The organism is Paenibacillus taichungensis (assembly GCF_013359905.1).
Lineage (GTDB): Bacteria > Bacillota > Bacilli > Paenibacillales > Paenibacillaceae > Paenibacillus > Paenibacillus taichungensis.
In genome coordinates this window covers 86,229-112,402 of record NZ_JABMCC010000100.1, presented here as the reverse complement: position 1 = coordinate 112,402, position 26,174 = coordinate 86,229, and the positions used below count along the sequence as shown (strand labels likewise).

General features: G+C 46.9%; 21 protein-coding genes. 6 read left to right on the top strand and 15 right to left on the bottom strand.

Annotated features, from left to right (window positions below):
• Window positions 1–4: 4 nt before the first annotated feature.
• The 6 genes from HP548_RS05680 to HP548_RS05655 all read right to left on the bottom strand — a co-directional run bounded on the left by HP548_RS05680 (window position 5) and on the right by HP548_RS05655 (window position 9,432).
• On the bottom strand, window positions 5–2,353 hold the full coding sequence (locus HP548_RS05680) for a glycoside hydrolase family 3 N-terminal domain-containing protein (RefSeq protein WP_175381135.1): 2,349 nt from the start codon (window positions 2,351–2,353) through the stop codon (window positions 5–7).
• Window positions 2,354–2,387: 34 nt separating this feature from the next.
• Window positions 2,388–3,242, bottom strand: a complete 855-nt coding sequence (locus HP548_RS05675) for a carbohydrate ABC transporter permease (RefSeq protein ID WP_205525065.1) — start codon at window positions 3,240–3,242, stop codon at window positions 2,388–2,390.
• A gap of 84 nt (window positions 3,243–3,326) precedes the next feature.
• Entirely contained in the window at window positions 3,327–4,256 is a 930-nt protein-coding gene (locus HP548_RS05670) for an ABC transporter permease (protein ID WP_076290895.1), read from the bottom strand.
• Window positions 4,257–4,331: 75 nt separating this feature from the next.
• On the bottom strand, window positions 4,332–5,804 hold the full coding sequence (locus tag HP548_RS05665) for an ABC transporter substrate-binding protein (protein WP_076290896.1): 1,473 nt from the start codon (window positions 5,802–5,804) through the stop codon (window positions 4,332–4,334).
• A gap of 282 nt (window positions 5,805–6,086) precedes the next feature.
• Window positions 6,087–7,601, bottom strand: a complete 1,515-nt coding sequence (locus HP548_RS05660) for a response regulator transcription factor (protein ID WP_175381134.1) — start codon at window positions 7,599–7,601, stop codon at window positions 6,087–6,089.
• 1 nt (window position 7,602) lies between these two features.
• On the bottom strand, window positions 7,603–9,432 hold the full coding sequence (locus HP548_RS05655; protein ID WP_076290898.1) for a sensor histidine kinase: 1,830 nt from the start codon (window positions 9,430–9,432) through the stop codon (window positions 7,603–7,605).
• Between the two features lie 211 nt (window positions 9,433–9,643).
• Here HP548_RS05655 and HP548_RS05650 point away from each other — a divergent pair, with 211 nt between their 5' ends.
• On the top strand, window positions 9,644–12,400 hold the full coding sequence (locus HP548_RS05650) for an endo-beta-N-acetylglucosaminidase (RefSeq protein ID WP_175381132.1): 2,757 nt from the start codon (window positions 9,644–9,646) through the stop codon (window positions 12,398–12,400).
• A 74-nt stretch (window positions 12,401–12,474) separates the two neighbouring features.
• Here HP548_RS05650 and HP548_RS05645 read toward each other — a convergent pair whose 3' ends face one another.
• From HP548_RS05645 to HP548_RS05630, 4 genes are all read right to left on the bottom strand, one after another.
• The gene (locus HP548_RS05645) at window positions 12,475–12,993 is read right to left on the bottom strand and encodes a DinB family protein (protein ID WP_175381131.1); all 519 of its coding nucleotides are present in this window, start codon (window positions 12,991–12,993) and stop codon (window positions 12,475–12,477) included.
• A 95-nt stretch (window positions 12,994–13,088) separates the two neighbouring features.
• Window positions 13,089–14,060, bottom strand: coding sequence for a helix-turn-helix transcriptional regulator (locus tag HP548_RS05640; RefSeq protein ID WP_175381130.1), 972 nt, complete (start codon window positions 14,058–14,060; stop codon window positions 13,089–13,091).
• Between the two features lie 87 nt (window positions 14,061–14,147).
• The gene (locus HP548_RS05635; RefSeq protein WP_163761056.1) at window positions 14,148–15,683 is read right to left on the bottom strand and encodes a replication initiation and membrane attachment family protein; all 1,536 of its coding nucleotides are present in this window, start codon (window positions 15,681–15,683) and stop codon (window positions 14,148–14,150) included.
• 355 nt (window positions 15,684–16,038) lie between these two features.
• Window positions 16,039–16,332: a YuiB family protein gene (locus HP548_RS05630; protein ID WP_053783239.1), complete on the bottom strand. Its 294-nt coding sequence runs from the start codon at window positions 16,330–16,332 to the stop codon at window positions 16,039–16,041.
• Window positions 16,333–16,562: 230 nt separating this feature from the next.
• On the opposite strand from HP548_RS05630, the gene hemQ reads away from it, so the two are divergent.
• Window positions 16,563–17,309, top strand: coding sequence for a hydrogen peroxide-dependent heme synthase (gene hemQ / locus HP548_RS05625; protein WP_076290903.1), 747 nt, complete (start codon window positions 16,563–16,565; stop codon window positions 17,307–17,309).
• 136 nt (window positions 17,310–17,445) lie between these two features.
• On the opposite strand, the gene HP548_RS05620 is transcribed toward hemQ, so the two are convergent.
• Window positions 17,446–17,700: a hypothetical protein gene (locus HP548_RS05620; protein WP_024632648.1), complete on the bottom strand. Its 255-nt coding sequence runs from the start codon at window positions 17,698–17,700 to the stop codon at window positions 17,446–17,448.
• Window positions 17,697–18,890 carry an NAD(P)/FAD-dependent oxidoreductase gene (locus HP548_RS05615; RefSeq protein ID WP_024632649.1) on the bottom strand — a complete coding sequence of 398 codons (1,194 nt, stop codon included), beginning with the start codon at window positions 18,888–18,890 and terminating at the stop codon, window positions 17,697–17,699. The genes HP548_RS05620 and HP548_RS05615 overlap by 4 nt, the downstream gene beginning before the upstream one ends.
• A 535-nt stretch (window positions 18,891–19,425) precedes the next feature.
• Here HP548_RS05615 and HP548_RS05610 point away from each other — a divergent pair.
• Together HP548_RS05610 and HP548_RS05605 are read left to right on the top strand one after the other, a co-directional pair.
• Window positions 19,426–20,400 carry an NAD(P)/FAD-dependent oxidoreductase gene (locus HP548_RS05610; RefSeq protein WP_217504637.1) on the top strand — a complete coding sequence of 325 codons (975 nt, stop codon included), beginning with the start codon at window positions 19,426–19,428 and terminating at the stop codon, window positions 20,398–20,400.
• Window positions 20,401–20,484: 84 nt separating this feature from the next.
• Window positions 20,485–20,736, top strand: coding sequence for a hypothetical protein (locus HP548_RS05605; protein WP_072735483.1), 252 nt, complete (start codon window positions 20,485–20,487; stop codon window positions 20,734–20,736).
• A 21-nt stretch (window positions 20,737–20,757) separates the two neighbouring features.
• Here HP548_RS05605 and sda read toward each other — a convergent pair whose 3' ends face one another.
• Window positions 20,758–20,901 (bottom strand): sporulation histidine kinase inhibitor Sda, encoded by a 144-nt coding sequence (gene sda, locus HP548_RS05600; RefSeq protein WP_017692430.1) that lies wholly within the window; start codon window positions 20,899–20,901, stop codon window positions 20,758–20,760.
• A 355-nt stretch (window positions 20,902–21,256) separates the two neighbouring features.
• Window positions 21,257–21,916 (bottom strand): YheC/YheD family protein, encoded by a 660-nt coding sequence (locus tag HP548_RS05595; RefSeq protein WP_076290905.1) that lies wholly within the window; start codon window positions 21,914–21,916, stop codon window positions 21,257–21,259.
• A gap of 236 nt (window positions 21,917–22,152) precedes the next feature.
• Between HP548_RS05595 and HP548_RS05590 the strand changes: the two genes are divergently transcribed.
• Window positions 22,153–22,407, top strand: a complete 255-nt coding sequence (locus tag HP548_RS05590; RefSeq protein WP_063566109.1) for a hypothetical protein — start codon at window positions 22,153–22,155, stop codon at window positions 22,405–22,407.
• Window positions 22,408–22,433: 26 nt separating this feature from the next.
• Entirely contained in the window at window positions 22,434–23,960 is a 1,527-nt protein-coding gene (locus HP548_RS05585; protein ID WP_175381129.1) for a Ppx/GppA phosphatase family protein, read from the top strand.
• Here the strand turns inward: HP548_RS05585 and ppk1 are convergent.
• The gene (ppk1, locus tag HP548_RS05580; RefSeq protein ID WP_076290907.1) at window positions 23,920–26,001 is read right to left on the bottom strand and encodes a polyphosphate kinase 1; all 2,082 of its coding nucleotides are present in this window, start codon (window positions 25,999–26,001) and stop codon (window positions 23,920–23,922) included. The genes HP548_RS05585 and ppk1 overlap by 41 nt on opposite strands.
• Window positions 26,002–26,174 lie beyond the last annotated feature (173 nt).

The window sequence follows — 26,174 nt, the reverse complement described above, 5'->3', positions numbered from 1 at the left end:
TTCCTTACGCCTCCTCTACCGTCAGCTCGGCGAACTGCGTATCTTTCACATGTCTTCCGATATGAATATGGAATTGTCCTGGTTCAACGACAGGCGTGAGATCACGACCGATATATTGCAGCTGCTCCGCTCCAATATGGAAGGCTACCGTCTTCGTCTCTCCAGGTTCCAAAATCACTTTTTCAAACCCCTTCAGCTCTTTGGCTGGACGTGCCACACGGCTAACCACGTCGGATACATACATCTGAATGACTTCTGCACCTCTGCAAGACCCTGTATTGGTGACTTCTACTGATACGGTGACTGTCTCGTTGGCCGTCATCGATTCTGTACTTAGCTTCGGCTCACTGTAATCAAAAGTAGTATAGCTGAGCCCATATCCGAATGGATAACGAGGCTCCAGATCCTCTTCCAAATAACGCTTGCCGCGTGAACGTTTGCCATTATAGTAAATCGGTAATTGACCCACATGCTTCGGAATGGATATCGTCAGTTTACCGGACGGATTCACTTCACCGAACAAGATGTCCGCAATGGCATGCCCACCCTCTTGGCCTGGGTACCATGCTTCCAGAATGGCATCGGCATGTTCATCCACCCAAGGCTCGGTGATCGGGCGACCGTTGATATAAACAATGACAAGTGTTTTGCCAAGCTTGTGAATCTCTTGAATCAGCTCCAGCTGGACTCCTGCAAGCCCAAGCGTCATGCGGTCAATGCCTTCTCCACACTCCATGTCATTCCATGAGTTATCGGACACATTGGAAGCACCTGTCTTCAGATCGATGGTTCCTTCACCAAAATCACGGGCACTCGAGCCGCCAACGACCATGATGACCGTATCTGCCTGACGTGCAGTTTCTATTGCGTGCTCGAACCCTTCTCTCGAATCACCCTTGATGCGACATCCCGGTGCATAGAGCACCTGATTTTCACTATTTGAATGTTCAGCTGAGCCTTCCCCTGCGTGCCCACTCTCACTTACAGCAAGCTTACTGCGGATGCCATCCAGCACCGTAGCCACTTTGGACTTCGGTTGGGGGGATGTATAATCGCCCAACTGGTTGTAGGCTTGGTCTGCATTAGGACCAATAACAGCAATTCTGCCCGCTGTTGCCGTCGACAGAGGTAATGTTGCAGCTTCATTTTTGAGCAAGACCACACCTTCTGCAGCCAATTGGCGTGCCAGTTGAATATGTTCTTCACTGCCAATGACTTCTGCCGCTCGATCGGCATCCACATAAGGCTGCTCGAATAATCCCAGCTTGAATTTCAGTGCCAGCACACGGCGGACAGCCTGATCCAGTACTTGCATTTCAAGTTTGCCTTCCGAGATCGCTTGCACCAGATATTGTCCAAACATCTCACCGGACATTTCCATATCAATACCTGCCTGAATGGCCTGTACGGATGCTTCCAATCCATCTGACGCCACATCATGCCCACTTGCGAGCATGTTGATGGCACCGCAGTCCGTAATTACCAGACCGTCAAAGCCCCAATCTTTTCGCAGAACGTCATCCAGCAGCTCCGTATTAACCGTACACGGGATACCGTCGATTTCGTTATAAGCCGGCATAATGGATTGAGCACCTGCTTCAACAGCTTTGCGGAACGGATATAGATCTACTTCCAGCAGCTCACGCCAGCCCATATGCACCGGTCCCGCATTGCGTCCACCTTCCGAGCTGCCATAACCGACAAAGTGTTTCAGTGTAGCCGCTACCGCATCCTCTTGGTCCAAACGCTCGCCCTGAAGTCCTTGCACGGAAGCAACAGCTAGCTCACCAATAAGATACGGGTCTTCGCCAAAGCATTCCTCGGTACGCCCCCAGCGTGGATCACGTACAACATCCAGCACCGGAGAATACGTTACCGCACCACCTTGAGCACGCGTCTCGCGAGCTACCGCCCGGCACATGTCACGGTAAAGATCCACATTCCAGGTACTTCCCAAGAGGAGGGGAACCGGATAGACCGTACCATCAATCGCCATATGTCCGTGCGAGCATTCCTCTCCGATCAGAATGGGAATCCCCAGTCTGGACTGCTCTACAGCATGACGCTGAATAAGGTTTACTGCTTCTGCCCCTTCTCTGGCAGACAGTCCATTTTCAAGCGTAACACCCGTCCATGGATCTGCACGAAGTGCACCGTACAGGGAGCCTACGCCACCGTTTTCCACCTGCTGCTTAAAGGATTCATTCAGCGTGATGTTCCCTTGATCATTCGTATATGTCTGCCAACCAAAAGGCTGGATAAGTTGACCCGCCTTTTCTTCCGTCGTCATTAAGCTCAGCAGATGTTCTACTCGCTCTTCCACGGATTTGCTTTTATCCTTATATATCATCATCCTTCGACGCCTCCACCCTATAGAAGTGATTCGGTTACTCTTTGACAGCTCCGACCGTCAGACCTTGTACAAAGTAACGCTGGAAGAACGGATATGCGAAAATAATCGGCAACGTGGCGAGAACCACCATGGCCATCCGTGAAGTATCCTGCGGGATGGATTGCATCGCCGCCAGACTCATCGAGCTGTTCGCCGAGTTCTGCTGGATAAACTGGATGCTGGACTCGATCCGCATCAGCATTGATTGCAGCGGTACGAGGTTGGGATTATCGATATATAACAGTGCATTGAACCAATCGTTCCAGTAACCGAGCGTACTGAACAATCCGATTGTCGCCAGCCCTGGCAGTGATAATGGAATGACAATTTTCATAAACGTATAGAATTCTCCGGCTCCATCAATTTTCGCGGATTCAATGACTGCATCCGGCACACTGGTTGAATAGAACGTACGCAGGATCATGATATAGAAGGCATTCATTGCAAGCGGCAGAACCAGTGCCCATATGCTATCTTTTAAATGAAGAAGTTGGGATACGACCATATAGGTCGGAATCATCCCGCCGTTGAACAACATGGTCAGAATGGCAAATATGGAGAAAAATCTCCGATAACGGAAACTCTTGCGGGAAATTGCATAAGCATACAGCGACATTAGAATCAGACTGATGATGGTACCCAGCACCGTCACCAAAATGGTTACCCCATAAGCACGCAGCAGCGTGTCTCCACTCTGCCACACAAACTGATAGGCTGCGAGACTCCATTCCTTCGGAATCAGTCGATACCCGTCACGGGCCAGTGCTTTCTCGTCCGTGAACGAGATGATCACTACAAACACGAAAGGAAATACACAGATTAAAGCGAATAGTCCGGCCAAAATATTCATAATGACGTTCCAGCCATTGGATACATGATGGAAGTCGCGTTTTTTTACGATTTGAGCCACAGTGGTTCACTCCTTTCCCTTGTCCTAGAATAAGCTGCTATCTTTATCGATTTTGCGTACAACATAGTTGGAAATGATAACAAGCACGAAGCCTACAACGGATTGATACAATCCGGCAGCGGTACTCATGCCAATCTCACCACTTGTTTTCAAGCCACGATACACATACGTATCAATAACATTGGTAACGGCATACAACGTACCCGAATCCCTTGGAACCTGATAGAAGAGACCAAAGTCGGCATAGAAGATGCGACCCACAGCCAGCAACGTCATAATAATAATGATAGGTGAGAGCAAAGGAATCGTAATGTTGCGGATCTGCTGCCATTTATTAGCACCATCGATCATCGCTGCCTCATACAGCGACCGATCAATCCCCAGAATGGAAGCAAGATAGACAATGCTGTTGTACCCGATCGTTTTCCACAAAGCTACGAACACCAGGATATACGGCCAATACTTCGCTTCCGAATACCACTGAATCGGTTCCACACCGAACCACCCAATAATCTGGTTCAACATCCCCCGGTCCATGCTCAGGAAGCTGAACGCGAAATAACCGACAATAACCCAGGATAGGAAATACGGCAGGAACATACCTGTTTGATACAATTTGGCCAATCGTTTATTGACCAGCTCCGAGAGCAGAATTGCCAAACCTACAGCGAATACCAGCCCCAGAAATATAATTGCAAGGTTATAAAAAAGCGTGTTTCGAGTAATGAGCCAAGCATCGTTGGTGCTGAACAGGAATTTGAAGTTATCCCAACCCACCCATTCGCTCTTCATCAGACTGGCCCAGAAGCCTTCGCGGCTGAAACGATATTGTTTGAATGCTGCTACTGTACCAACCAATGGCAAGTAGGAAAAGAAGAAGAACCAGATGGCGCCTGGTAGCACCATGAACAGCATGACTCGGTTTCTAATCAGATTTTTCAAAAATGCGGTCATATGGAGATCCTCCTTCAGGCTTGAATGAAAAAGGATCGGGCGCAACAAGCAGCGGCCCGATCCCTGAATTTACCCTTACTTATTTGCCGCTCTCCAGGCATCAAGCTGGGTTTGGGCTTCAGCCATCACTTTTTCAAGTCCGGCTTGATTGAACTTCTCAATCACTTGCTCCAAATTGTTCTCTGGGTCCAGCGTACCTGTCATCAATGCGGCCCAGTATTGCTCTTTGACATTCTGCACTGCTGTCAGTTCCGACGACACCTTGCTTGAGTCAAAGTTAAAGCTCAGAATAGGGGAATTTACACCCTCTGCATTAAACTTCTTGAACTCATCCCATTTGTTATCCGGGTCATTGTTGTTCAGATACAACAACATGTTGTTACCGAGGGAGTAAGAAGGCATATCATAGTTCTTGGATTCAGCCAGATTTTCCATGTGCGTGTCATCCACTTTTTTGTAGTGAACGCCCTCAATACCGGAATCAACCATATTGCGCAACACTGGATCTGTATTCAACAGGTTCAGGAACTCCATTGCTTTCTCCGGATATTCGGAGTTGGCTGAGATAGCCATGATCGAACCTTGTACAGACGTGTTGGTGATGATCGCGTCACTTGCTGGTGTGGAAACTACCGGGTATCCGTAGCTTGCTGACCACTGGTTGTCCGCGAGCGGTTGTGTCTGTGCACGATCCAGGAACCAGTTACCTGATGTGGTCAGGTCATTGGTGGAGCCTGTTGTTGCTGCCTCTGGCGATACATAACCAGCTTTGTAGTATTTGCTCATCGTTTTGAGAGCTGCTTTCATTTCCGGAGTATCCAGAATGTTCACAATCTTGTAATCCGTCGTATCCAGTTTGATTGCCATTGGCAAGTTCTGAATGACGTAGTCGTAAGGAACATAAGGAACAAAGTTTTTATCCATTCCAAATGGAGTCACGCTTGGCTCATTTTCCTTGATCGTTTTGAGCAAAGGCTCCAGACTGTCCAACGTACGAATATTGGAGATGTCCATTTTGTATTTATCAAGCAGCGTTTTGTTGAAACGCCATACCTCTTGTTGAGGCAGCTCCTTATTGGCCGGAATTCCGTAATTGTGTCCGTCTACTTTCGAACCGCTCAGGAATGCAGGATCAATGGTTTTAATAAGATCCTGACCGTATTTCGGGAGCAAATCATCAAGCTCTAGGAATGCGCCCTTTCTGGCATTTTGAACATAATCGAATCCGCCTGAAGAGGTGAACAGGATGTCCATTGGCTCACCGGATGCTACGTTAACTTGCATCTTTTGCGGATAGTCACCCCAGTCAACCATTTTCATCGTTACTGTGGCATTAATTTTTTCTTTGGTGTACTTGCTGACTTCTTCCATCACTTTATTAACATCTTTCTGAGGGGTACCGATGGTGTACCAGATCAGCTCGACAGGTGCCTCTCCTGCTTCTCCTGATTCTGAAGCATCTTTGCTTCCTCCACAGGCGCTAAGAACGAGTGTAACCGCCATCAACAATGCAAGTACGAGAGAAAAACTTTTTCTTTGTTTACTCATTTCCTTGATCCTCCCTTTTCGTGTTCCCTTTAGCTCTACAAACTAACTGCTTTAACCTTATCGAATGAAAGCATTTTCAAAAAGAAGATAAACTTAATATTTCGAGGTACAAATTAAAGAGAAATCAGTACCTATTCATTAATTTGTACCTATTTGAATAAATCGCTTACATAAAAAAGACATGCTGAGTAACATTTGGCACCAACCCCACTGCATGCCCTCCTGTCCCCAGAATGTCTCATTTAGTTCAGTCCACTGGTCCAATCGGTGATCCACTGAAAATTATCCAAAAACCTTAAAATCGGTTGGTGAAATCCCCACATATTTGCGGAACTGTTTATAGAAATATCCGGTCTCCCAGTAGCCAACATTCCTTGCAATCTCATGCACTTTCAGATTCGAATTGCGCAGCTGTTCCTTGGCACGTTCAATCCGGTATTTATTGATATATTCGGCAAAAGTCTCCCCCGTCTCCTTATGGAACAGTTGTCCCAAATATACCGGATGAAGATGGTAGTGAGCACCCAGAAGCTTCAGGGAAAGTTCTTCTGCGTAATGTTTGTCAATATGTTGAAGTACCTGGTTGACGATTGGATTCTTTAAATCCTGAAGCAGAGACTGAATCGTCTCCGTACCAACCTGCTGCAACGCCTGCACGAGCTCATCAAAGGTTCCGCTGTCCAATACGAGGCGAAGCCCACGTTGGTAAATAGCCGATTCATCCGAATGTTTGATGCCCTCCAATTCCATCTTGAAACGAATGACCACTTCCAGTGCGATGTTCTGCAACTCAGCCGGAGTAACTCCATCGCGGTGCTGTTCAAAATCGAACCTAATTCGCTCTGCAAGCAGCTCTGCATTGCGGGATAGAATGAGCTTCGCGTACTCCTTCCAATCGATCGAGAAGGAAGAAGCAGAGCTTCCACCTTTCTCCAATATGGCATGATCAATCACTTTGAGATCGGGATAGATCATCACATACTGGAGCGCCTTTTTCGCCTCCTGATAGCTTGCAGGAGCATGGTGAAGTCCACGCATCAGACTTCCTGCTCCAATCAAAACAGTAGGATGTGTCTCACATAGCGCAGCGGATAATGCCTGAAGGCACTCCATAAACCTCTTTTTCTCATCCTCGCCTGCATGCACATTGGCAACGATGACGATGTCTCCATCGATGTCATGAAATATATTCACATAGGACTTATCCTTCAACATGTCTTCCACTCGCTCGAACATGCCGGATACTTCCCCTTTTGTCCGCAAGATAGCTACTGCAACATCAGGTGCATCCAGCGAAAGGTTCAAGAACTGTGCCCGTTCCTCGAATTCCGTGGCGGCAATCTGTCCCGTCAACCATCGATGAAGGATGTTGTCTTTCAGAATCTGAACACCATAAGCATCATCTGTTTGAGGAGACAACGTATGGTCCAACTTGGACGCCGTATTGCGAAGCGTCGATTCCAGTTCTTCCACATTGATCGGTTTGAGCAGGTAATTTTCGATGCCCAGCTGCATGCCCTCTTTCAAATATTCAAACTCATTAAAACCACTTAGAATAATCACCTTGATGTCAGGCTGCAATTGCCTTGCTTCCCGAATCAGGTCCAGACCATTCATGAATGGCATGGATATATCCGTGATCAGTATGTCCACAGGCTGCGCAGACAAGGCATTTAATGCGGCCTGTCCATTGCCGGCATGGCTTACAATTTCCATATCAAATGACGACCAATCCAAAATATCGTACAATCCTTCAATGATGAATGGTTCATCATCCACAATAAATACCTTGTACATATTAAATACCTGTCCCTTCTGTATGAGGATAACGAACCCTGATCAGGGTTCCTTCTCCGAGTGTACTCTCTATCGTGATGCCGAATTCCGGTCCATACAGGAAACGCAAACGGGTGTGAACGCTGCGCAGTCCGAACATTTTACCCGACTCTTCCGGACGTTCCAGTTCTTCTAAAATTTCAGTCAGGCGCTCAGGCTCAATGCCTTTGCCGTTATCTCTGACTTCTACCTGCAAAGCATCGCCCAGTTCTTCAACAACGATCGTTAATTGATTATCCGAACGTTCTGTCTGAATGCCGTGCACCACATAGTTCTCAATAATGGGCTGCAGGGACAGCTTGACCACCGGATGCTGGTTATGAACGGGGTCCAACTGAATTGTATACATGAAAATGTCCTTATATCTGATCCGGAACAATTCCAGATACAAACGGCAAGCTTCCATCTCATCCTTGAGCGTATAATTTTTCTTCTGTTGAACAAGGCTCTTGAATAACACGGATAAACTGTAAATCATCTCGCCGACATCCTTCGCCCCCTGCGAGATCGCCCTCATTCGGATGACCTCCAGCGTGTTATAGAGAAAGTGAGGATTAATCCGTGCCTGGAGAGCGACCAGTTCTGTCTCCTTTTGTTTGATCTCGGCTTTGTAGACGCGTTCAATATATTGATTAAGTTCATCCAGCATATCGTTGAAACTGTGCGAGATCTGTCCAAGCTCATCATCACGGGCATCATCAATGCGTGCTGTCAGGTTGCCGTATTTCACCCTTTGGGTGAAACGAATGATTCTGCGAGTGCGTTTGGCAAAATTAATAATGAAGAACGCCGGAACCAGCACTGCAAACAGGATACATATGATACTAATCGAAACGATTGTATTGCGTGTACCCGCATAGGCCTCTGCCATCTCATCCACAGGGACCGTGCCAACGACCACATATCCCTGATCCGCCGAGACAAACTTGTTCACATACATATTTCGCTCCTTTTTCATCGAATCCATATCCGTCTGATCAAACAGGGAATCGGCCACATTGATATACGGGTACTTCTTGCCGTAATAGTTACTGTTGGAATCGAACAATACTGTGCCCTTGGCTGACAGCACCACAATTTCTCCCTTGAGATTACTTTCATAACTATCCAAAGCGTTGCCAATACCTGCTGAGTCAAAGAACACAAGGAACTGGCCCAAATTTCGAAGGGTCTGTGTATCGTTGATAGGCACACGAATCGCATACAGTGCCGGGTCCCATTGATCAATTTCTTTACGAATCCAATAGTTTGGTGCGCTGATATTCGGTGTCTCCATCGCCATCACGTCAGGAATATAGGAATGAGCCACATTGGTGTTTAGCTTTCTGAACTGCTTATGTTGATTGAAGCTGGACAGATCCTGTCGCTCGGCACTATATAACATCACTTGATTGATATCCGAATTGCGATCCATGATATTTTGAAAATGTTTCAGTACATCAGCTGAATAATCATCCTGATTCGCATAATAGCCATTCGTCAGATGCTGTACATACTCGGCGTACGTGTGGTTCATCAAATAAGTGATATTGGCTGATAAGGCCTCATTCTGATGCATATCCCTCACCATGTTTTGCACCGATTCATACTGCTGATGAATATATCGGTCAACGCTCTCCATGGCCGCTTTCTGGATCGCCAGCTCTCGGCGAATCGTGGCATCGGACACTGACAGGAAAATGATATAGGACAAGGTAATAATCGTTACAATCGAAATCATGGAGAAGATGAACAGCATCTTCATAAACATATTATTTTTAAAGAAATTTTTGTAAACGCTAACAATTTTCAAGTCACATGTTCCCCCCGATGCTGTTTTCCTGTCTAAATTATATCATTTGCCTTCTAACATTAACTTGTCACCTCGAACTTTTCTTTAGTTTATACCTGTGTTTCTTTAATTTCGCCCTATTTGAAAATGCTTTCATGCCCTATCGTTAACCATAAGTTTATTTTTGTGTAAAAGAATACCTTACATTCATTCGACTTGAAGGAGGAACAACATGACACGCAAACACAAACCCAAAGGCCTTATCCCCAAAGTAACCGCAATGGTTCTCACTTCGGCTCTGCTTGGACAAGTCATTGCCTCATCCGTTTCTGCCGGAGACACGCTTCCTTACACAGGTGACAGCGCCAAGGGAGTAAATCAGCCTTATCAGCATGGCTACACCGCTGCCCAGATTCTGAATTGGACACCCGAAAGTGATATCCATGGTGATCTGCTTCGTGCTCATGTACCTTTGCAGCCACGTAACGATGCCTTTGCGGCCACGCAGGCTTACCCCGAACTCAGCCCGGACACCCAGCTGTTTACGATGAGTGGCGATTATGGCAATTCATTCTTTGACAGCACCCCGTACACCAATGAATTCAGCGAATACCTCTTTAATTATTGGCAGTACACAGATTATTATAGCTATTGGCATGGTATGGCTTCTGCTGGCGTGCCTGAGGAATTGTATGACCCCAATAAGGAATGGACGGAAAAGTACTTTGAGTTTGGCATTTTGAACATTCCGAATCCGGCCTACACCAATGCTGCACACAAAAACGGTGTCCGTTCCATCGCTAACATCTTCTTCTCAGACAACGATCGTGGACCACAAACCTACAAGCAGATGCTTGTGCAAGATGAACAAGGGAATTTCCCTGTCGCTGCAAAGCTGGTCGAGATGGCAAAGTATTATAATTACGACGGATACTTCTTCAATCAGGAAGAGGTTGCCAAAGGCGTTGCGCCTGAAGACATCGCTTCCTACAAGAAATTCATGAAGTATTTAAGAGACGAAGGACTATATGTTCAGTGGTATGACTCCACCATCAATACAACAGGCAAAATTCAATACCAGAACCAGTTTAATGGACTTAACAGCCCTTTTGTGCAAGATTCTGCATTAGGCAGAGTCTCGGATTCGATCTTCCTGAATTATGTGTGGAACCATGACATGCTGCGTGATTCGCGCGATCATGCCCTAGGTTTAGGTCTTGACCCACTGGAAACGGTATTTGCCGGTATCGAAGGTGGGAATGACCAGTTTGGCCGTTGGAAGCAACTCTACGATCTGCGTAACAATCTGGATGAGAACGGTCAACCGATGAACAGTATTGCAACGCTTGGTGCCGACTTTACCCATAATGCCCTGGATGAAGAAATGGGCGATGGCAGCACGAATCATAGAGCCGAAGATAAGTACCAATGGATGACCTTTGTGCGTGACCGCGCTTGGTGGTCAGGTCCGAATCAGGACCCAACCAATGCACGCCGTACGACATCCGTTGATCTATCCGACGTGTATGCTTCTGGTGCAAAGTGGGACGGCATCGCCGCTTACCTCACCGAACGCTCCGTTATTCATGGCTCCAATTTTGTGACCAACTTCAATACAGGCCACGGTCTGAAATATTATGAGGGCGGAATCGTCTCCAATGCAACCGAATGGTCCAATATTAATATTCAGGATATCCCGGTCACCTGGCAGTGGTGGATGGATAGTCAAGGTGACAAACTCACTGTTGATTTTGACTATGGTCCAACCTATGAAAAAGGTGCTCGTTATACTTATGATTCCGTTGGTGCGTTCACTGGCGGCAGTTCTCTTGTCGTAAATGGAAGTCTGAATACGGACAATTTCCTACGTCTGTACAAGACGGATCTGTCGATCAACGCCCAATCCAAATTGGAACTCACCTATAATAAACCGTCTGTCAACGACGCTTCCTCCATGTATGTCGGACTGATATTTGAGGATGAACCAACCAAAGTGGTCAAAGTCAAAGTGCCGGATTCAGGTCAGCACACGGCAGGCTGGAAGACTACTTCACTCGATCTGAGTGCATACCAAGGGAAGACCGTTGCAGCTTTTGGTCTATCCTTCAATCCTAACGGTACTACGATTGAAAAATATCAGATGAACATTGGTGAGATTCGTATATCCGACGGTTCTGCCGCCAAACCGAATGCTCCAACCGGATTCCATATTGCCAAAGCACTGACCAACACCGATGAGTTGGTTGTCGAATGGGATATCGAGGACTATTCGAAGGTTAAGCAATATAATCTGTATGAGAACGGCGCATATGTCGGCGGCGTGTATGACTCCACATTTTATATTAAATCGCTCAAACATCCCGCTGGCGAACTGTCCATTCGTGCTGTAGGCGCAGATGGTACCGAAAGTGAAGCAACCGTCCTGTCCTATGATCTGAATGCAGCTGTTCAGGACATTGATGTGAAATTCAAGAACAATGGCGATGCTATTGTCAGTTGGAAAAACCCGAAGAAGAACCCAAGTAAAGAGACGATCCAGCTTACACTCCAAACGGAGTACACGAAGGAACCTTTCACCAAGACACTTCAGCTCAAAAAAGGAAAACAGTCTGCCATTCTCACAGGCCTTCCGACCAATGGTGAACATTACGTCCTGGATATTGCCATTGGCAAACAGAATCCAGTCACTACTACCGGACAACTGGCAGATACTCAGATTACACCATATGCCAAGGAAAAGGTTACGGTAAAGGATGGAAAGTATACCCTCGCATTGCCTGATTTGGAGGATTGGTACAAAATCTATGTCTATGAAAATGAGGTAGCACGCGAATTCGGAGTAACTTACGTTTCACAGAAATTCCCTTATATCATTCGGGGTAGAACGAAGCTGAGCGAAATGACATTCACGCCTGCATCCAGCACCAGCTCCCTGAAGCTCGTTATCGAAGATTATGCTGGCAATAAAGCAACGACGATTCTGCGATAAAAGATTCACAAGAAATCAATTCAGCCCTTTCGCTTCCCTACAGGAAGTCGGAAGGGCTGAATTGATGTTTGGCACTACCCTTGAACTTTCTGCTGTTCTAACAAATAAAATATATAATCGGTTGGCACACCGGTATAACCTTGCTGTCTCAACATCGCAGTCACATTGCCCCGGTGATAAGTCCCGTGGTTAACAACATGCTGTAGGATGTCCGAAAAATGTGTTTCCATTTTACCGTATTTCGGATGCTCGATTGTCATTTTTTTGTCCGGGTCAGGCGTATGCCGCAGTAAATCGCGGAAACGTTCGGCAACGCTGCCAAACAGCTCACGTATCTCATTCACGGTTTTGCCCTGTGCTTCCTCTGTCCAGCCCGAGATTTTCGAGAAAATCTCCTCGTTCGGAACTTCCGCGAGCACGAGCATATAGAGCTGTTCAAACAAGTACATGTGTGCACATGTTTGTGATACGGATGGGAACACGCTCGTCACTTCCGCATGGAATACTTCCTTCGGGAGTTGCTCCAGATGTGAAAACAATCGATTGTTTGCCCAAACATGATAATCATACAGTCGGTATGGTTGTTGAAGCATCGATAAATTCACCTTTCCCTTCTTCGCATGGTTTGGCTACCGCAGCGGTGTCTTTATCATATATCAAGTTCGCTGACAAATGTTGTCAGCAAACTTCAATTCGGATCGTCTTCATAATGTTTGGCGATACCGTATGCCTTTTCCTGAATTCGCCGCTTCAACTCCAGTGGTTCGCGGATGCGAATGGTCGTGCCGAACGTCAGGAGATATGTCGGTAGGTATTTGTACATCGTCGGAGCATCGATTAGAAACCGTGCCTCCCGATCGGTTCGTTCCGTCAAATAGTGGCGCAGATGCCAGTGGCCGCAAACTACATTAAGCGTGTCAGGCTCTCCCTCGATACGGATAACCGTCAGCGGTCCATCTGCCTCCCGTCTCTGGTTGGACTGCTCACAGAAAAACGCGGACGCAGAGAAAGACTCCGGCTTATCAAACCTCGCTTCGGTTGACTCCAGCTGTTCGATTCGTTCGACGCGAAACGTCCGCATCGCCTGCGACCGATGGCAGAACGCGACAGCGTACCATTCGTTTCGGACGTAAGCAAGCCCATATGGATCGACTTCACGTTCGTCCGCCTGCTCCGCATTCGCTTTGCGATAGACCATACGGACCGTTCGCCCGTCTTTTGTCGCTTGTTCCAATTCCCGCAACAACGGAACAATAGAAGGGGCGCGCGCTGAAGAAACGACGTCCAAGCTGCTCTGCTGGCGAGACAGATCGTGGCGCTGCTCCTCATGCAGTCCGTTCTCCACCTTCTTCAACGCATACTCCAGCTCCTGCACATACGGATAGCCAGCACCTTGGGCAAATTTAAACGCATCCACAAGTGCCTTCAACTCTACAGAGTTGAAGAACAATGGTGTTTCCTTGAAATTTTCCAGAATACGAATACCGCCATCATGGCCCGATTCCGCAACGACCGGCACGCCACTCGCGCATAATGCATCGATATATCGATACACGGTGCGGACGCTAATCTCCAAACTGTCCGCGATCTGAGCGGCGGTGAGTTTTCTTCCGGATCGCAGCATCCAAAGCATGGACAGCATGTTATCCCATTTTGCCATCGGGAGCCCTCCTCTTTTCCTCGAAAGAATAAAAGGCGAGTCTCCTTTGATTTAGGTGACTCGCCTTTTGGGTCATTATTATAAAAATTATGAGGTTCCCTTTTGTTTGCTTGCCTGCATCTGCTGAGCAAACCTCATCATCTCTTCAAACTCTTCTTCGGATACAGCATCGCCGTCGGCGCCTATGTCTTGTACAATCGGAATTTCGGGTTTGGCTTTGGTTCCTTTGCCGTATGTACGGGAACGGGTTCCAGCTGCACCAGCAGCCTGTTTGCCTTTGACCTTGGCTTGGTCACGAATGTATTGTACCGCCTTCTCATAGGAATTTACCTGTTTGAGCAGCATGTTGGAGGCAATGGCCTCAACAAAGTTACGGTTAATTCTTTGCTCACCACCGGATACAAGCAATGCCATCAAATAATGAATAAGCACATTGATCACTTCACCCGGCAACTTGTAGCTGAGGTCGATCTTCTCAAAAATGTCCACCAGGTTGTCCGGTACGGCCCCAGGGAAGAACGTCTGAAGCAATCGTGTGTAGGGCTCATTACGCAGCATCATATTGTATTGATGAATATCACACTTGGTCGAAAATTGTGGTGGCACTTCGACGTAGTATTCCATCTGTACCACATGTTCGACAGGCGGTTCACCGGAATCCTCTTTCCGCTCAGGCTCCTCCATATGCTGTCTGAGGGCAACAACCTTCGCTGCCTGCACCGTCTGCTGCTCATGTCGCTTCTTGGTCTGTCTGAACTGCAGGCTCGCCTTGTGTTGAAGGTCATCCAGCACGAGCTGCCCCTGAGGGTTAAAGATATCATCTTCATCCAACAATCGACATACATCCTGTACGCTGAGATTGAACTTGTTCACCACATAATTCACAATGCCGAGCTGTTCGTGATCGAACCGCAATTGCTCCACATGACGGCGATTGACCGACTCACGCGGAAAACGCAATATAATGTCGGCATAATTCAGGCTATTCTCTTCGGCTGCACCACTTATTCCGCTGCGCTGAGCCGAAGTTGACACTTCCGACAACGCCTGCTCCAGCTCATAATCAATGACATGCGTATTCAATTCAAATATATCGTAAAAAGGAACGGAAATATTCTCTTTATTTGCTGCCGGGTAAGGCGCGTCACCGCTCTCTATCGCCGAAAAACCGGAACGTAGTGAGAGTACGGCGAACTTGCCGATTTTGTCACGAAGCAGCAGTGTCAAATGCTGTGTACGGAAAAATTCTGCCGGAGAGAGCGGAGGTTGCAGCTCATATTCATAAATGTAGTCGTCATTTTCCGGAATATACAGCCGTGAAGTCTGAAGCAAACCAACGGCTTCAAGCTTGGATGCCTGCTCCACCAAATATTTGCGCCCTTTCTCGCTGGGCTCGAGTCCCAACGTCATAAACAGCCTCCGTTGCTGTTCAAGCGGCGAGTAACCGACCTGTTCACCGGGAAGATGCTGAAACAGCAGTCGATACAAACCTATCGCAAAGGCACCTACCATTGGCTGATACGCTCCGGTGAGCATGCGGTCATCCAGGGCACTAAGTCCAAACTCCCTGTATACGCAGTAGCGATGATGTTCAGTATAATGGTGCAAATTCTTCATGCGCATAGCTTGATCTCCTTCTCCCCAAAAGTATGTTTATCTATTCTATCATAAATGTCCGATCCTCAAATGCTCAAAAACAGGTAAAAAACGGACCTGTTCTCGCTCCGTTTCGTCCTAGGTCGACAGCATTCACGTTTTCGCAGAGTTGCTAGATTACTATAAAAGCTACAGCCTTAGAACACAAGTGAACATATGGAGAAATGTTATTCATATATATATGAGACATGTCCAAACAATCATGCACATTTTTTGAACTGCATGCCAAAAAGCCTTCCCTTTGCACTCGTAAGCGTTTACGACAAAGGCAAGACCTTTACGGAAAATGCAGTCCAGCGTTTGCTGCCATTTGGCTAGCCTATCAAAACATTTTGTACCCACCCAGACGAAGTTTGCGAATGGCCCAGCCACTGATGACTGCTCCAGCAAGTCCAGCTACACCCGTCATATAGTCTACAATATGGAAAGAACCCAAATGCGACATCAACGATGCCGTATGATCCCATAAGGAATACACGACGACAGGCAGAATGACAATAATGAACAGATAGGAAGGAAACCAGGTTGTCTTCATCAGCATATTCAGAATGAAACCGATACCAAACATCATAACGAAAAATAACACCATCAATACCAGCACAGGTATAAACTGCATCGGGTGACGTTCACCTCTTCTTTCACTGACTCGGTTTCTCTTACTGCGGATAGTAGATAGTGTACCGCAAAAAATGTGGCGAAGCAACGAACTTTCTGGACAAGTTTCCCTATATTCACCTTCTCTTCATTTGCCCTTCTGCTTCCTGTTGGGATACAATGAAGACGATAAAGTACTCAACCGTCCCTTACCGGGATTTGGAAATATAACCTGCAGGAGGAATCAATTCAATGAACGAAGCCGCATCAACACTGGAGGGCTGGTACGCCCTGCATGACTTCCGCTCGATTAACTGGGCCGCCTGGAAAGCAGCCGATGATGAGGAACGCGCCGTAGCACTGGACGAGCTTCAGGCATTCTGGAAGGAATGGAAAGCTGTAGAGGATTCATCCAAAGGAAGCACTGTCGTATATACCGTTGTGGGACAGAAGGCTGACCTTGTCATGATGCACTTGCGTGAAACGCTGGAAGATCTGAAAGCCGTTGAGAACGCGTTCAACAAAACGATGTTTGCCCAATACACCACCAAATCATATTCTTATGTCAGTGTAGTGGAACTGAGCAATTATCTTGGCAAAGAGGGCGAAGACCCTATGCAGAACCCGGAAATTATCGCTCGTCTCAAACCGGTATTGCCACAGCGGCAATACATCTGCTTCTACCCAATGAACAAAAAACGCGAGCTGAACGACAACTGGTACATGCTGTCGATGGACGAGCGTCGTACGATGATGCGCAGCCACGGCATGATTGGTCGCAGTTACGCTGGCAAAGTGAAACAAATCATTACCGGTTCCGTTGGTTTCGACGACTGGGAATGGGGCGTTACGTTGTTTGCGGATGATGCACTTCAGTTCAAGAAGCTCGTTTACGAGATGCGCTTTGACGAAGTCAGTGCCCGTTATGGCGAATTTGGCTCTTTCTATGTGGGAAGCCTGCTGAACGAAGCAACATTGGAAGAGATGCTCAAGCTGTAAATCGGATAAATTACAAAAAAAAGCACCGCGACACCTCCATTAAGGATAGGGTCAGCGGTGCTTTTACGTTCTCGAATGAATATGAAATGTTCAATAATAAATGGATGACTCAGGTTCTTTTGGATAACGTGATTGCTTAATCCTGATCCTCTTCATCAACCGCTTTCAGAGATTCCAAAAACTCAGCCGTTGCCCTGTCACGGTCACGTCCCTTCTCCTTAAGCCGCTCAATGGCAGGCAAAATGAGAATATCCACTTCCTTCTGAACGATATAAGCCAGATCATACTGATCCTGTTCCTCCAGATAACCGCCAACCTGCATCAGGGCGTTGTAACGATCCAGTTCTTCGCGTGTGAGTAGTCCTCTGACCTGAACACTGCAATGTCTCATCCAAAAAACCGCCCTTTCTTCAGTACCAAGGGAATGCCACCGATGATAAACAAGTACCGGAGATCCACCAGCTTTTTCAGCTGAGCGGCCTTCCACCCCTTGTATTTCTTACCGCCTACGACGGCGATAGCTTCACCTTTTCCAAGTGACGCAACTGTACCTTTACTTGTAAATACAAAAGGCTGCGGCTGCTTTTTGCGGATGGCAGCGACAACGTTTTTGGCACAGTTAACACCTTGCTGCATCGCGATCTGAGCTGTTGGTGGATATGGACGCCCTTCGTTGTTGAACACGAGTGAATTGTCACCGATGACATAGACATGCTCATGCCCTGGGGCACGAAGGAATTCATCGACCTTCACCCGTCCGCGCATCACTTCAAGGCCTGCCTGCTCAAGCAGGGCATTCCCACGAATACCGCCGGTCCATACGACCGTTGCTGCATCGAGTTTTTCTCCCTCACCCACAATGACTCCGTCTGGCAGACATTGCTTGATCGGAACACCGATTTTGAAAGTAACACCTTTTTTCTTCAACACGTTCATTGCATGCTCAACCAGTTCCGGATCAAAGCCCGGCAGAGCTGAAGGCGCTGCTTCCACATTATAAATATGCACATTTTTGGGATTCACGTCGAATTCCTTGCAAAGCTGAGGAATGCGATCCGCAAGTTCAGCCACGAATTCGACACCACTGAAGCCAGCCCCACCCACAACAAAACGAATGCGGTTACGTTTATTATCGTTTTTGTACATGGCAAACTGATATTCGATATGCTCGCGAATCATTCTGACCGAGTTAATGCTGCGAATTGTCATGGCATGATCGAGCATGCCTGGAATACCAAAGGTCTCCGGTTCCCCACCCAATCCAATAATCAGATAATCATAGGATAACGTGCCATCCTCCAGAATAATCTTCCGATCCTGCAGGCGGATTTCCTTCACCGAAGATTTGACCAAATCAATCTTGAACTCGTCAATCAGCTTCGAAATCGGGACCCGTGCATGTTCAATGGTATCCGTGCCAGCTGCCGGCATATGTAGATGTGTAGTGATATAATGATAATCATGCCGGTTCACCAATGTGACATCGGCCTCGTTATAGTTCAATTCCTTCTGCAGCCGCTGGGCTGTCAGAATCCCGCCATAGCCCGCGCCGAGGATGACGATTTTGGGAATACTGCTCATGTCTATACCCCTTCCAGTTTCGCTCGCATCAGCCATTCGATTGTTTTGTTGTAAAAAGGCTCTTACTTACCCATATTGATGAGGTCTTATCCATTATGACGACAAATGTTAACTTCGCGAATTTATTTGAACTTTTTGCATGCAAGTTATCGATTAAAATTGTGAAATTATACACAAGATTCAACAAAACGCGGGTATTGTCTTCACATTACAAATTGGGGCTAAATTAGACAAAAAAACACATAGTACAGGTCAAGGATATCTGTATTTCTGGCAAAGATCAAGGTTTTTTTTGTTATTTTTCATAACCTTTCATTTCCAATTTCATCCTATTCTCACCTGATCTTCATCTATTGTTCCCAGATTCATCAAACTGCCAACTTTGCAACCCAGTTTACACCGTTTATAATGAAAAAGACAGTTCAGCAACAAACGCTGGTTACCATTCGTACCCGGCTTTATTATTTCTGTTAACTACCTATTAAAATAAGAAAGGTGTTGTTGATTCTTGACTGCACAAACTGCCGGTCATGACATGACCGATTTACTTATTATTGGTGGCGGCCCTGCGGGTCTGTTCGCCGCGTTTTACGGAGGGATGCGTCAAGCATCTGTTACTCTGGTTGAAAGTATGCCACAACTTGGTGGACAACTTGCAGCGCTCTATCCCGAAAAATTCATCTATGATGTAGCCGGGTTCCCGAAAGTTACCGCTCAGGAACTGGTGAATAATCTGGTGGAGCAAATGAGCCATTTTAACCCAAACATCCGTCTTGAGGAAAAAGTTGTATCCGTAGAGAAATTAGAAGAACGTCACTTCGTCGTAAAAACCGATGTGAATGAATATCACGCCAAAGCCGTAATTATCACTGCAGGTGTGGGTGCATTCGAACCGCGTCGTTTGGAGCTTGAGGGTGCGGCCAAATTCGAAAAAACCAATCTGCACTACTTCATCAGTGACCTGAACGCCTTTGCAGGCAAAAGAGTACTGATCAGTGGTGGCGGTGACTCCGCTGTAGACTGGGCGCTTATGCTTGAGCCAATCGCTGAGCAAGTAACCCTGATCCATCGCCGCGACAAATTCCGCGCGCATGAGCACAGTGTCGAAAACCTGATGAATTCCAAGGTAAACATCGTTACACCTACCGAAATTACGGAACTTCACGGTGAAGACAGCATTACCAAGGTCACTTTGGCTCACGTTAAAACGAAGGAAACACAGGAAATTGAAGTCGATGATGTAATCGTCAATTTCGGCTTTGTCTCTTCCCTGGGACCTATCGCAGAATGGGGCATCGAAATTGATAGCAATTCCATCGTGGTCGATTCCCGCATGGAAACTTCGATTCCAGGTATCTATGCTGCCGGAGATATTACAACTTATCCAGGCAAGCTGAAGCTGATTGCTGTCGGATTCGGTGAAGCACCAACCGCAGTCAATAATGCCAAGGTTTACTTCGATCCAGAGGCCAAGTTGTCCCCGGGACACAGCAGTAACATGAAGCGCTAATTCCTTATGGAATCATATAGAACATAAAAGACACAAAAAAGGGTATCTTACTCCTGAATGAATTGAACATCAGGAGGGATACCCTTGTCTTATATATGCCCGCTGTGTAACGGTCTGGTTGTACCGGAGCAGGCTTGTCCCCACTGCCTTCAGGGACTGTCAGAATGCGGCAAATTGGACGATTACACCGGACCATACAGCCCCTACGTCATTCACACTTCCTCTGACACGGCAGACGAAGCCGAAAACGTTTGCAATCATATGATGTACTGTCACCATTGTCAAACAAGCACACTGTGGCCTGTCAATCTATGGGACATGTCCGGAAACCTGTAACATTGCCTGCAATGAGGATCTCTAGTGAAGAATGGCAGATACGTCGGTACCCAGTTTGCGCTTATGGATTTCTGCCAACAGCAGTGCGATGAAATCTCGTTCGAGATTCAACTCAATCGCCTTATGGTAGGAATCCAACAACATCTCATCGGATAACATAGCCATTTCCCGCCACAACCTTTCCTTTTTTTTCCTCAAAACTATCATATCAGAGATTTATAAAGAGAACAAGCGTTCTTGTTATCCACAACGTTATGTGGAAATCCTGTGTATAGTTTGTTGATAAATGGTAAAAATGTTGATTGATCAACGTGGATTGTGTGGACAGTATTTATACACAGGATCGTAGCCTATCAAACAGAACGATTATAAGAGCATTTTTTTTAGAATAAATTCATAGTTTCAAGAGTTGATGCGAGTAAATTACCCTTATTTGTTAAATTTCAAACGTTTTCCATCTAGTTTCCTTCTATATTACTATCGGATTTTCTTTGGATTTTTTTAGCTTTTGTCACCATTTTCATTGCGGTCTGGTGTTCACTTCCAAAATCCATATCTTGCCTGAATGATCCAGTCCATAATCGAAGCCGAGCTGTCCCACACCCGGGAACTGCCTTTCCATAATATGCGTACAGGTAAGTGTCAGTGAACGCATCTCGCGACGTTTATGTTTTCCAGAAATATGAGGTAGGGACAGACCAAGCGCTCTCCTACCGGACAGCATCGTTCCTCCTTTGCTAAGATTGGTCACGACCAGTCCTGGACGAGCGAGCCGTCCCACTATTGAACGAAATACCCAGCCTCTTTCCGTCTTGACGACTTTGACTCTGTAATCGACAGGTCTGCCTTGAATGGTCGCCAAATGAATGCCTTGCTGAATCAGGTATCTCCGTCTGGCTTTTACACGGATTAGAGAACGGTACATTTGATTAAACTGAGTAAAAGAACGGGTTATTTTCATATGAGTGTACCGATAGACGCCTCCGCTTGCTGATACTCTAATGACACCGTAACCTCCACCACCAACAATAGGTTTGATATACACCATTCCATAATGACTAAGCATGTTTAGCAGATTCCCCGAGTTGAACGCCTTCGTCTGTGGGATGTGGACAGCAGCTACCGGATATTTCAACAGTGCCGCTGTCTTCAGCCATTTGCTTGCAAGCTGTCTCGACATGGGTTGATCTCCTTTCGTGAACAATAGTCCTTCCTTATACATACTCAACAGAAGCCGTGTTTTCTTGGATGTCTGTCCAAGGCTAGGGCCCCTTTTCCGTTGATATAGTCCATCAGCTTGGTTCAAGGCCGGAACAGGCGCCCGGTTTGCTTTTCAAACGCATCAATCTATCGTATGCTACTAAGGAATAGTTTGGAGAGGCTTAAATATGAGGATCTAAGGAGCGTTCAGAAGACATGGAATCATTTTTCAAATCACTGTATGGCGTAGCCTATTTTGCAATTTCTATCGTTCTGGTAGCCATTACGGTACTTCTATTCGTTACAGGTATTCGACTGTTTATGAAGAAAAGCAATCGCGGTTTTGCTGTAAGTTGTATTCTGTTTGCCTGCTTTATCGTCTTCATCATTGTGGTCATGCTGACCACGCCCTTCTCCTCGACGCCTCCGGGTTCACCGGAAGCCATGGCTGCCTTGCTGAAAGTCGGGTAGATTAACCTCTGTAGAAGGAGATGCTTATGACACATAACGAAAAACTCGGAATCATCGATATCGGCTCCAATTCCATTCGTCTGGTTATTTATGAACTCGACCAGGATGAAGCCTATCGCATCATTCATGAAGACAAATATGCCGCTCGTCTAAGCAATGTGGTTGAACAAGACGGAACCATCCTGCGACATTCACTGGACAAGGCCATTACGATTTTGCGACAATTCAGGGCTACTTGCGAAGCATATCAAACCAAGCTTATCCGGGCTGCAGCTACGGCTGCCATTCGGAATGCAGGCAATGCCCCAGAAATTATAGGTTGGTTGGAAGCCGAGACGGGACTTACCATCGAATGTGTATCCGGTGATCAGGAAGCCTATTACGGTTTCCTAGGTGTCACTCAATCGATTGATCTGGCAGATGGTTATGTCGTAGATATTGGCGGCGGCAGTACCGAGATCACTGTATTCCGTGATCGAAAAAGACTGCACAGCATCTCTCTGCCTATTGGTGCGGTTAACTCACATGGCCGTTATGGTGGCGAAGATCAGTGGACTGAGGCAAATGCGACTGCACTATGTAATGAAGTTATACAGGCATTAAGCGATCAGGATTGGGTTACACAGCATCCCGGACTACCTCTCATTGGACTTGGTGGCACCATGCGTACACTGGCCAAAGTGGAGCAGAAGAGAACACAATACTCACTACCGGTTACGCATCATTATGAAATCGGTGCAGAAGAGATGGAAAATATCGCTCGTTCTTTGCCACATCTAACCTCGGCACAACGCAAGAAAGTACCCGGACTTGCCAAGGATCGTGCCGACATTATTGTTCCAGGTGTACTCATATTGCGGACGGTCTTCCGAATCATCCAGGGGGATCGCTATGTTGTGAGCGGAGCGGGATTACGGGATGGTTTGCTAAGGGACCTCCTGGCTCAAGGTAAGCCAGTCGTGCCAGATGCGCTGCGGGACAGCATTCGCAACTTCATTCATTTTGGTCCACCCATTCCGGAGAAACGTCTGAATCGGATTCACCATGATGCGCTTACCCTGTATACCGCCTTACAAGGTAGTGCCCCCGATCCAGCGGATGCCCGGATTCTGTACACGGTCTCCATGCTGCACATGGCTGGAAAACAGATTAACTACTTCCGGTATCCGCAGCACTCGGCTTATTGGATCATGAATGCAAGCATCTACGGACTATCTCACCGGGAGACCATCCTGAGTGCCATTGCAGCCGATTATCATCCAAAAAAAAGAACGCCCCAGCTGCTGCATAAGCACAGGGACATTCTCAAGGATTCGGACGAACGGCATGCCCATCGTTTGGGCTCTCTACTGCGCGTGACTGAAGCGATTAATCGTTCTGAAAGTATAACCGCCATAAAGGCGGCAAAAGAAAACGACTCGCTGCAGATGCAATTGATCTGTACAGCCGAGCCGTTACTGGAACTCAGTGGCCTTGACGATGCCGTCAAGGATTTACAGGAAGCTTGGGGAGTTACGTTAACGCACTCCATTCAGCAGGCTTCCAGGGAATAATGCCCATCGCCTCCGTCTGACTTCTCAGCGGGGGCTTTTCATTTTGTACAAAAACATAATTGCCGCCAGGCATGAGCTCTCTGGCCTTCACATTATCCATGAGTGACAGATTCAATATGTCGACCAACATCTTCTTTAGCTCTGGATCAAACACGGGACACATCAGTTCTATTCTCCGCTTCAAATTACGGGTCATCCAGTCTGCGCTGGACAGATACACATCCGGGTTCCCGCTATTTTCAAAATAAAACAATCTGGAGTGTTCCAGAAACCGGTCCACGATGCTGATCACCCGAATATTCTCGCTAAGTCCCTCTACCCCCGGACGCAAGCAGCATACACCGCGCACGATCAGATCGATCTGTACTCCAGCTTGAGATGCCAGATACAATTCATCAATGATATCCTGATGGGATAAAGAATTGATTTTGGCAATAATCCTGGACGGTCTTCCCTTGAAGGCATGTTCCCTTTCCCGACGAATGAGCGCGAACAGTTCATCCTTCATGCCGTCAGGGGCGACGCGGAATGCCTGCAACGCTTTGGGTCCTGAATAACCGGTAATCTCATTAAACAATTCCGATGCGTCTTCACCAATGATGGGATTGGAGGTAAACAGCCCCACATCGGTGTACACTTTGGCTGTACTTTCATTATAGTTACCTGTTCCGACATGCACGTACCTTCTCAGACCACTCTGCTCCCTGCGTACGACGAGAATAATCTTGGCATGCGTCTTTAATCCGACCAATCCATATACGACATGACAACCTGCCTTCTCCAGCGTGCGGGCCCATGCAATGTTCCGTTCTTCATCAAATCTGGCTTTTAATTCAACAACAACCGTTACCTGTTTGCCGCTCTCGGCCGCATGAGCCAGTGCGGGGATAAGACGGGAATCACCATTCACCCGATATAACGTCATTTTGATCGCCATCACGCGCGGATCTTCCGAAGCTTCCACAATAAAGTCCGTTACCGGTTCAAACGATTCGTATGGATGATGCACAAGCACGTCCCGTTTACGCAGCAGTTCGAAGTGACTTTCCCGAGGGAGGAACTCCAGAGGATACACCGGCTGCACCGGACTATATTTCAGATGAGAAAAGCCATCTAAACTATCTACAAACCCGGCCAAAAAGCTCAAATCCAGCGGTCCATCGATCTCGTACACAGGGTCTTGAATATCGAACTCTTCCTGTAACTCTAGCAACGCATCCGGGCGGAAATCCTTGCAAATTTCCAACCGTACCGGTGCTCCCCGGCGTCTGCGCCGCAGCTCCTTCTCAATCGCCTCAAGTAAATCCTCAGCTTCTTCTTCATTAATGGAAAGATCCGCATTGCGAGTAACTCTGAACTCCTGAACAGCCAGCGGAACATAACCGCTGAATAAGGTATGAATATGATGCTTGATGAGATCTTCGATCAGAATGAACGTTTTCTTTTTACTATTCGCCCTTAAAGGCACCTGAACGACCCGCGGCAGATTAGAGGGAACCTGCACAATAGCCAAAAATGGCTCGCCCTCCTGCTCTTCTTCCTTCTGCAGCATTACGGACAGATATACAGACTTATTGTGTACCAGTGGGAATGGCCGGCTCGAATCAATAGCCATCGGTGTTAAAACGGGAAAAATGATCTCGTGAAAGTACTGGTCCATTGCTCGCTGTTGGGTCATATTCAGATCTGTATATTCCTGAAAATGGACGCCTTTCTTGGCGAGAAGACGAATCAGCTCTCGATAGGTTTTATATTGCTCGGCGACCATGGTCCCCGTTCGTTTAATTAATCTACGGTACAAGCCAGCAGGGGTGTAGCCCGTAAAATCCTTTTGCGTAAATCCAGCCTTGATCTTCTCTTTCGTCTCCGCTACCCTTACACTTACGAACTCGTCCAGATTACTGGCGACAATACCAAGAAACCTCATGCGTTCCAGCAGAGGTGTTGTTGGATCTTGCGCCTCCTGAAGCACACGACGATTGAATTCTACCCAACTTAAATCACGATTAACGTAGTTACCTGTTTTGACATCTCTATGCATGTATGGCCTCCGAATTTGTTACATATCTATTCTTGGTTAGATGTTCTGAACTAATTGTACTATTCGTGATTGGCTACAAGCGTCAGCGTAGTGTAAACGCTATGTAAAATTTATGTAAATGATACCTCATGACGATAACTTTTTCCATCCCTTTACAAAGAGCAGGAGACAGA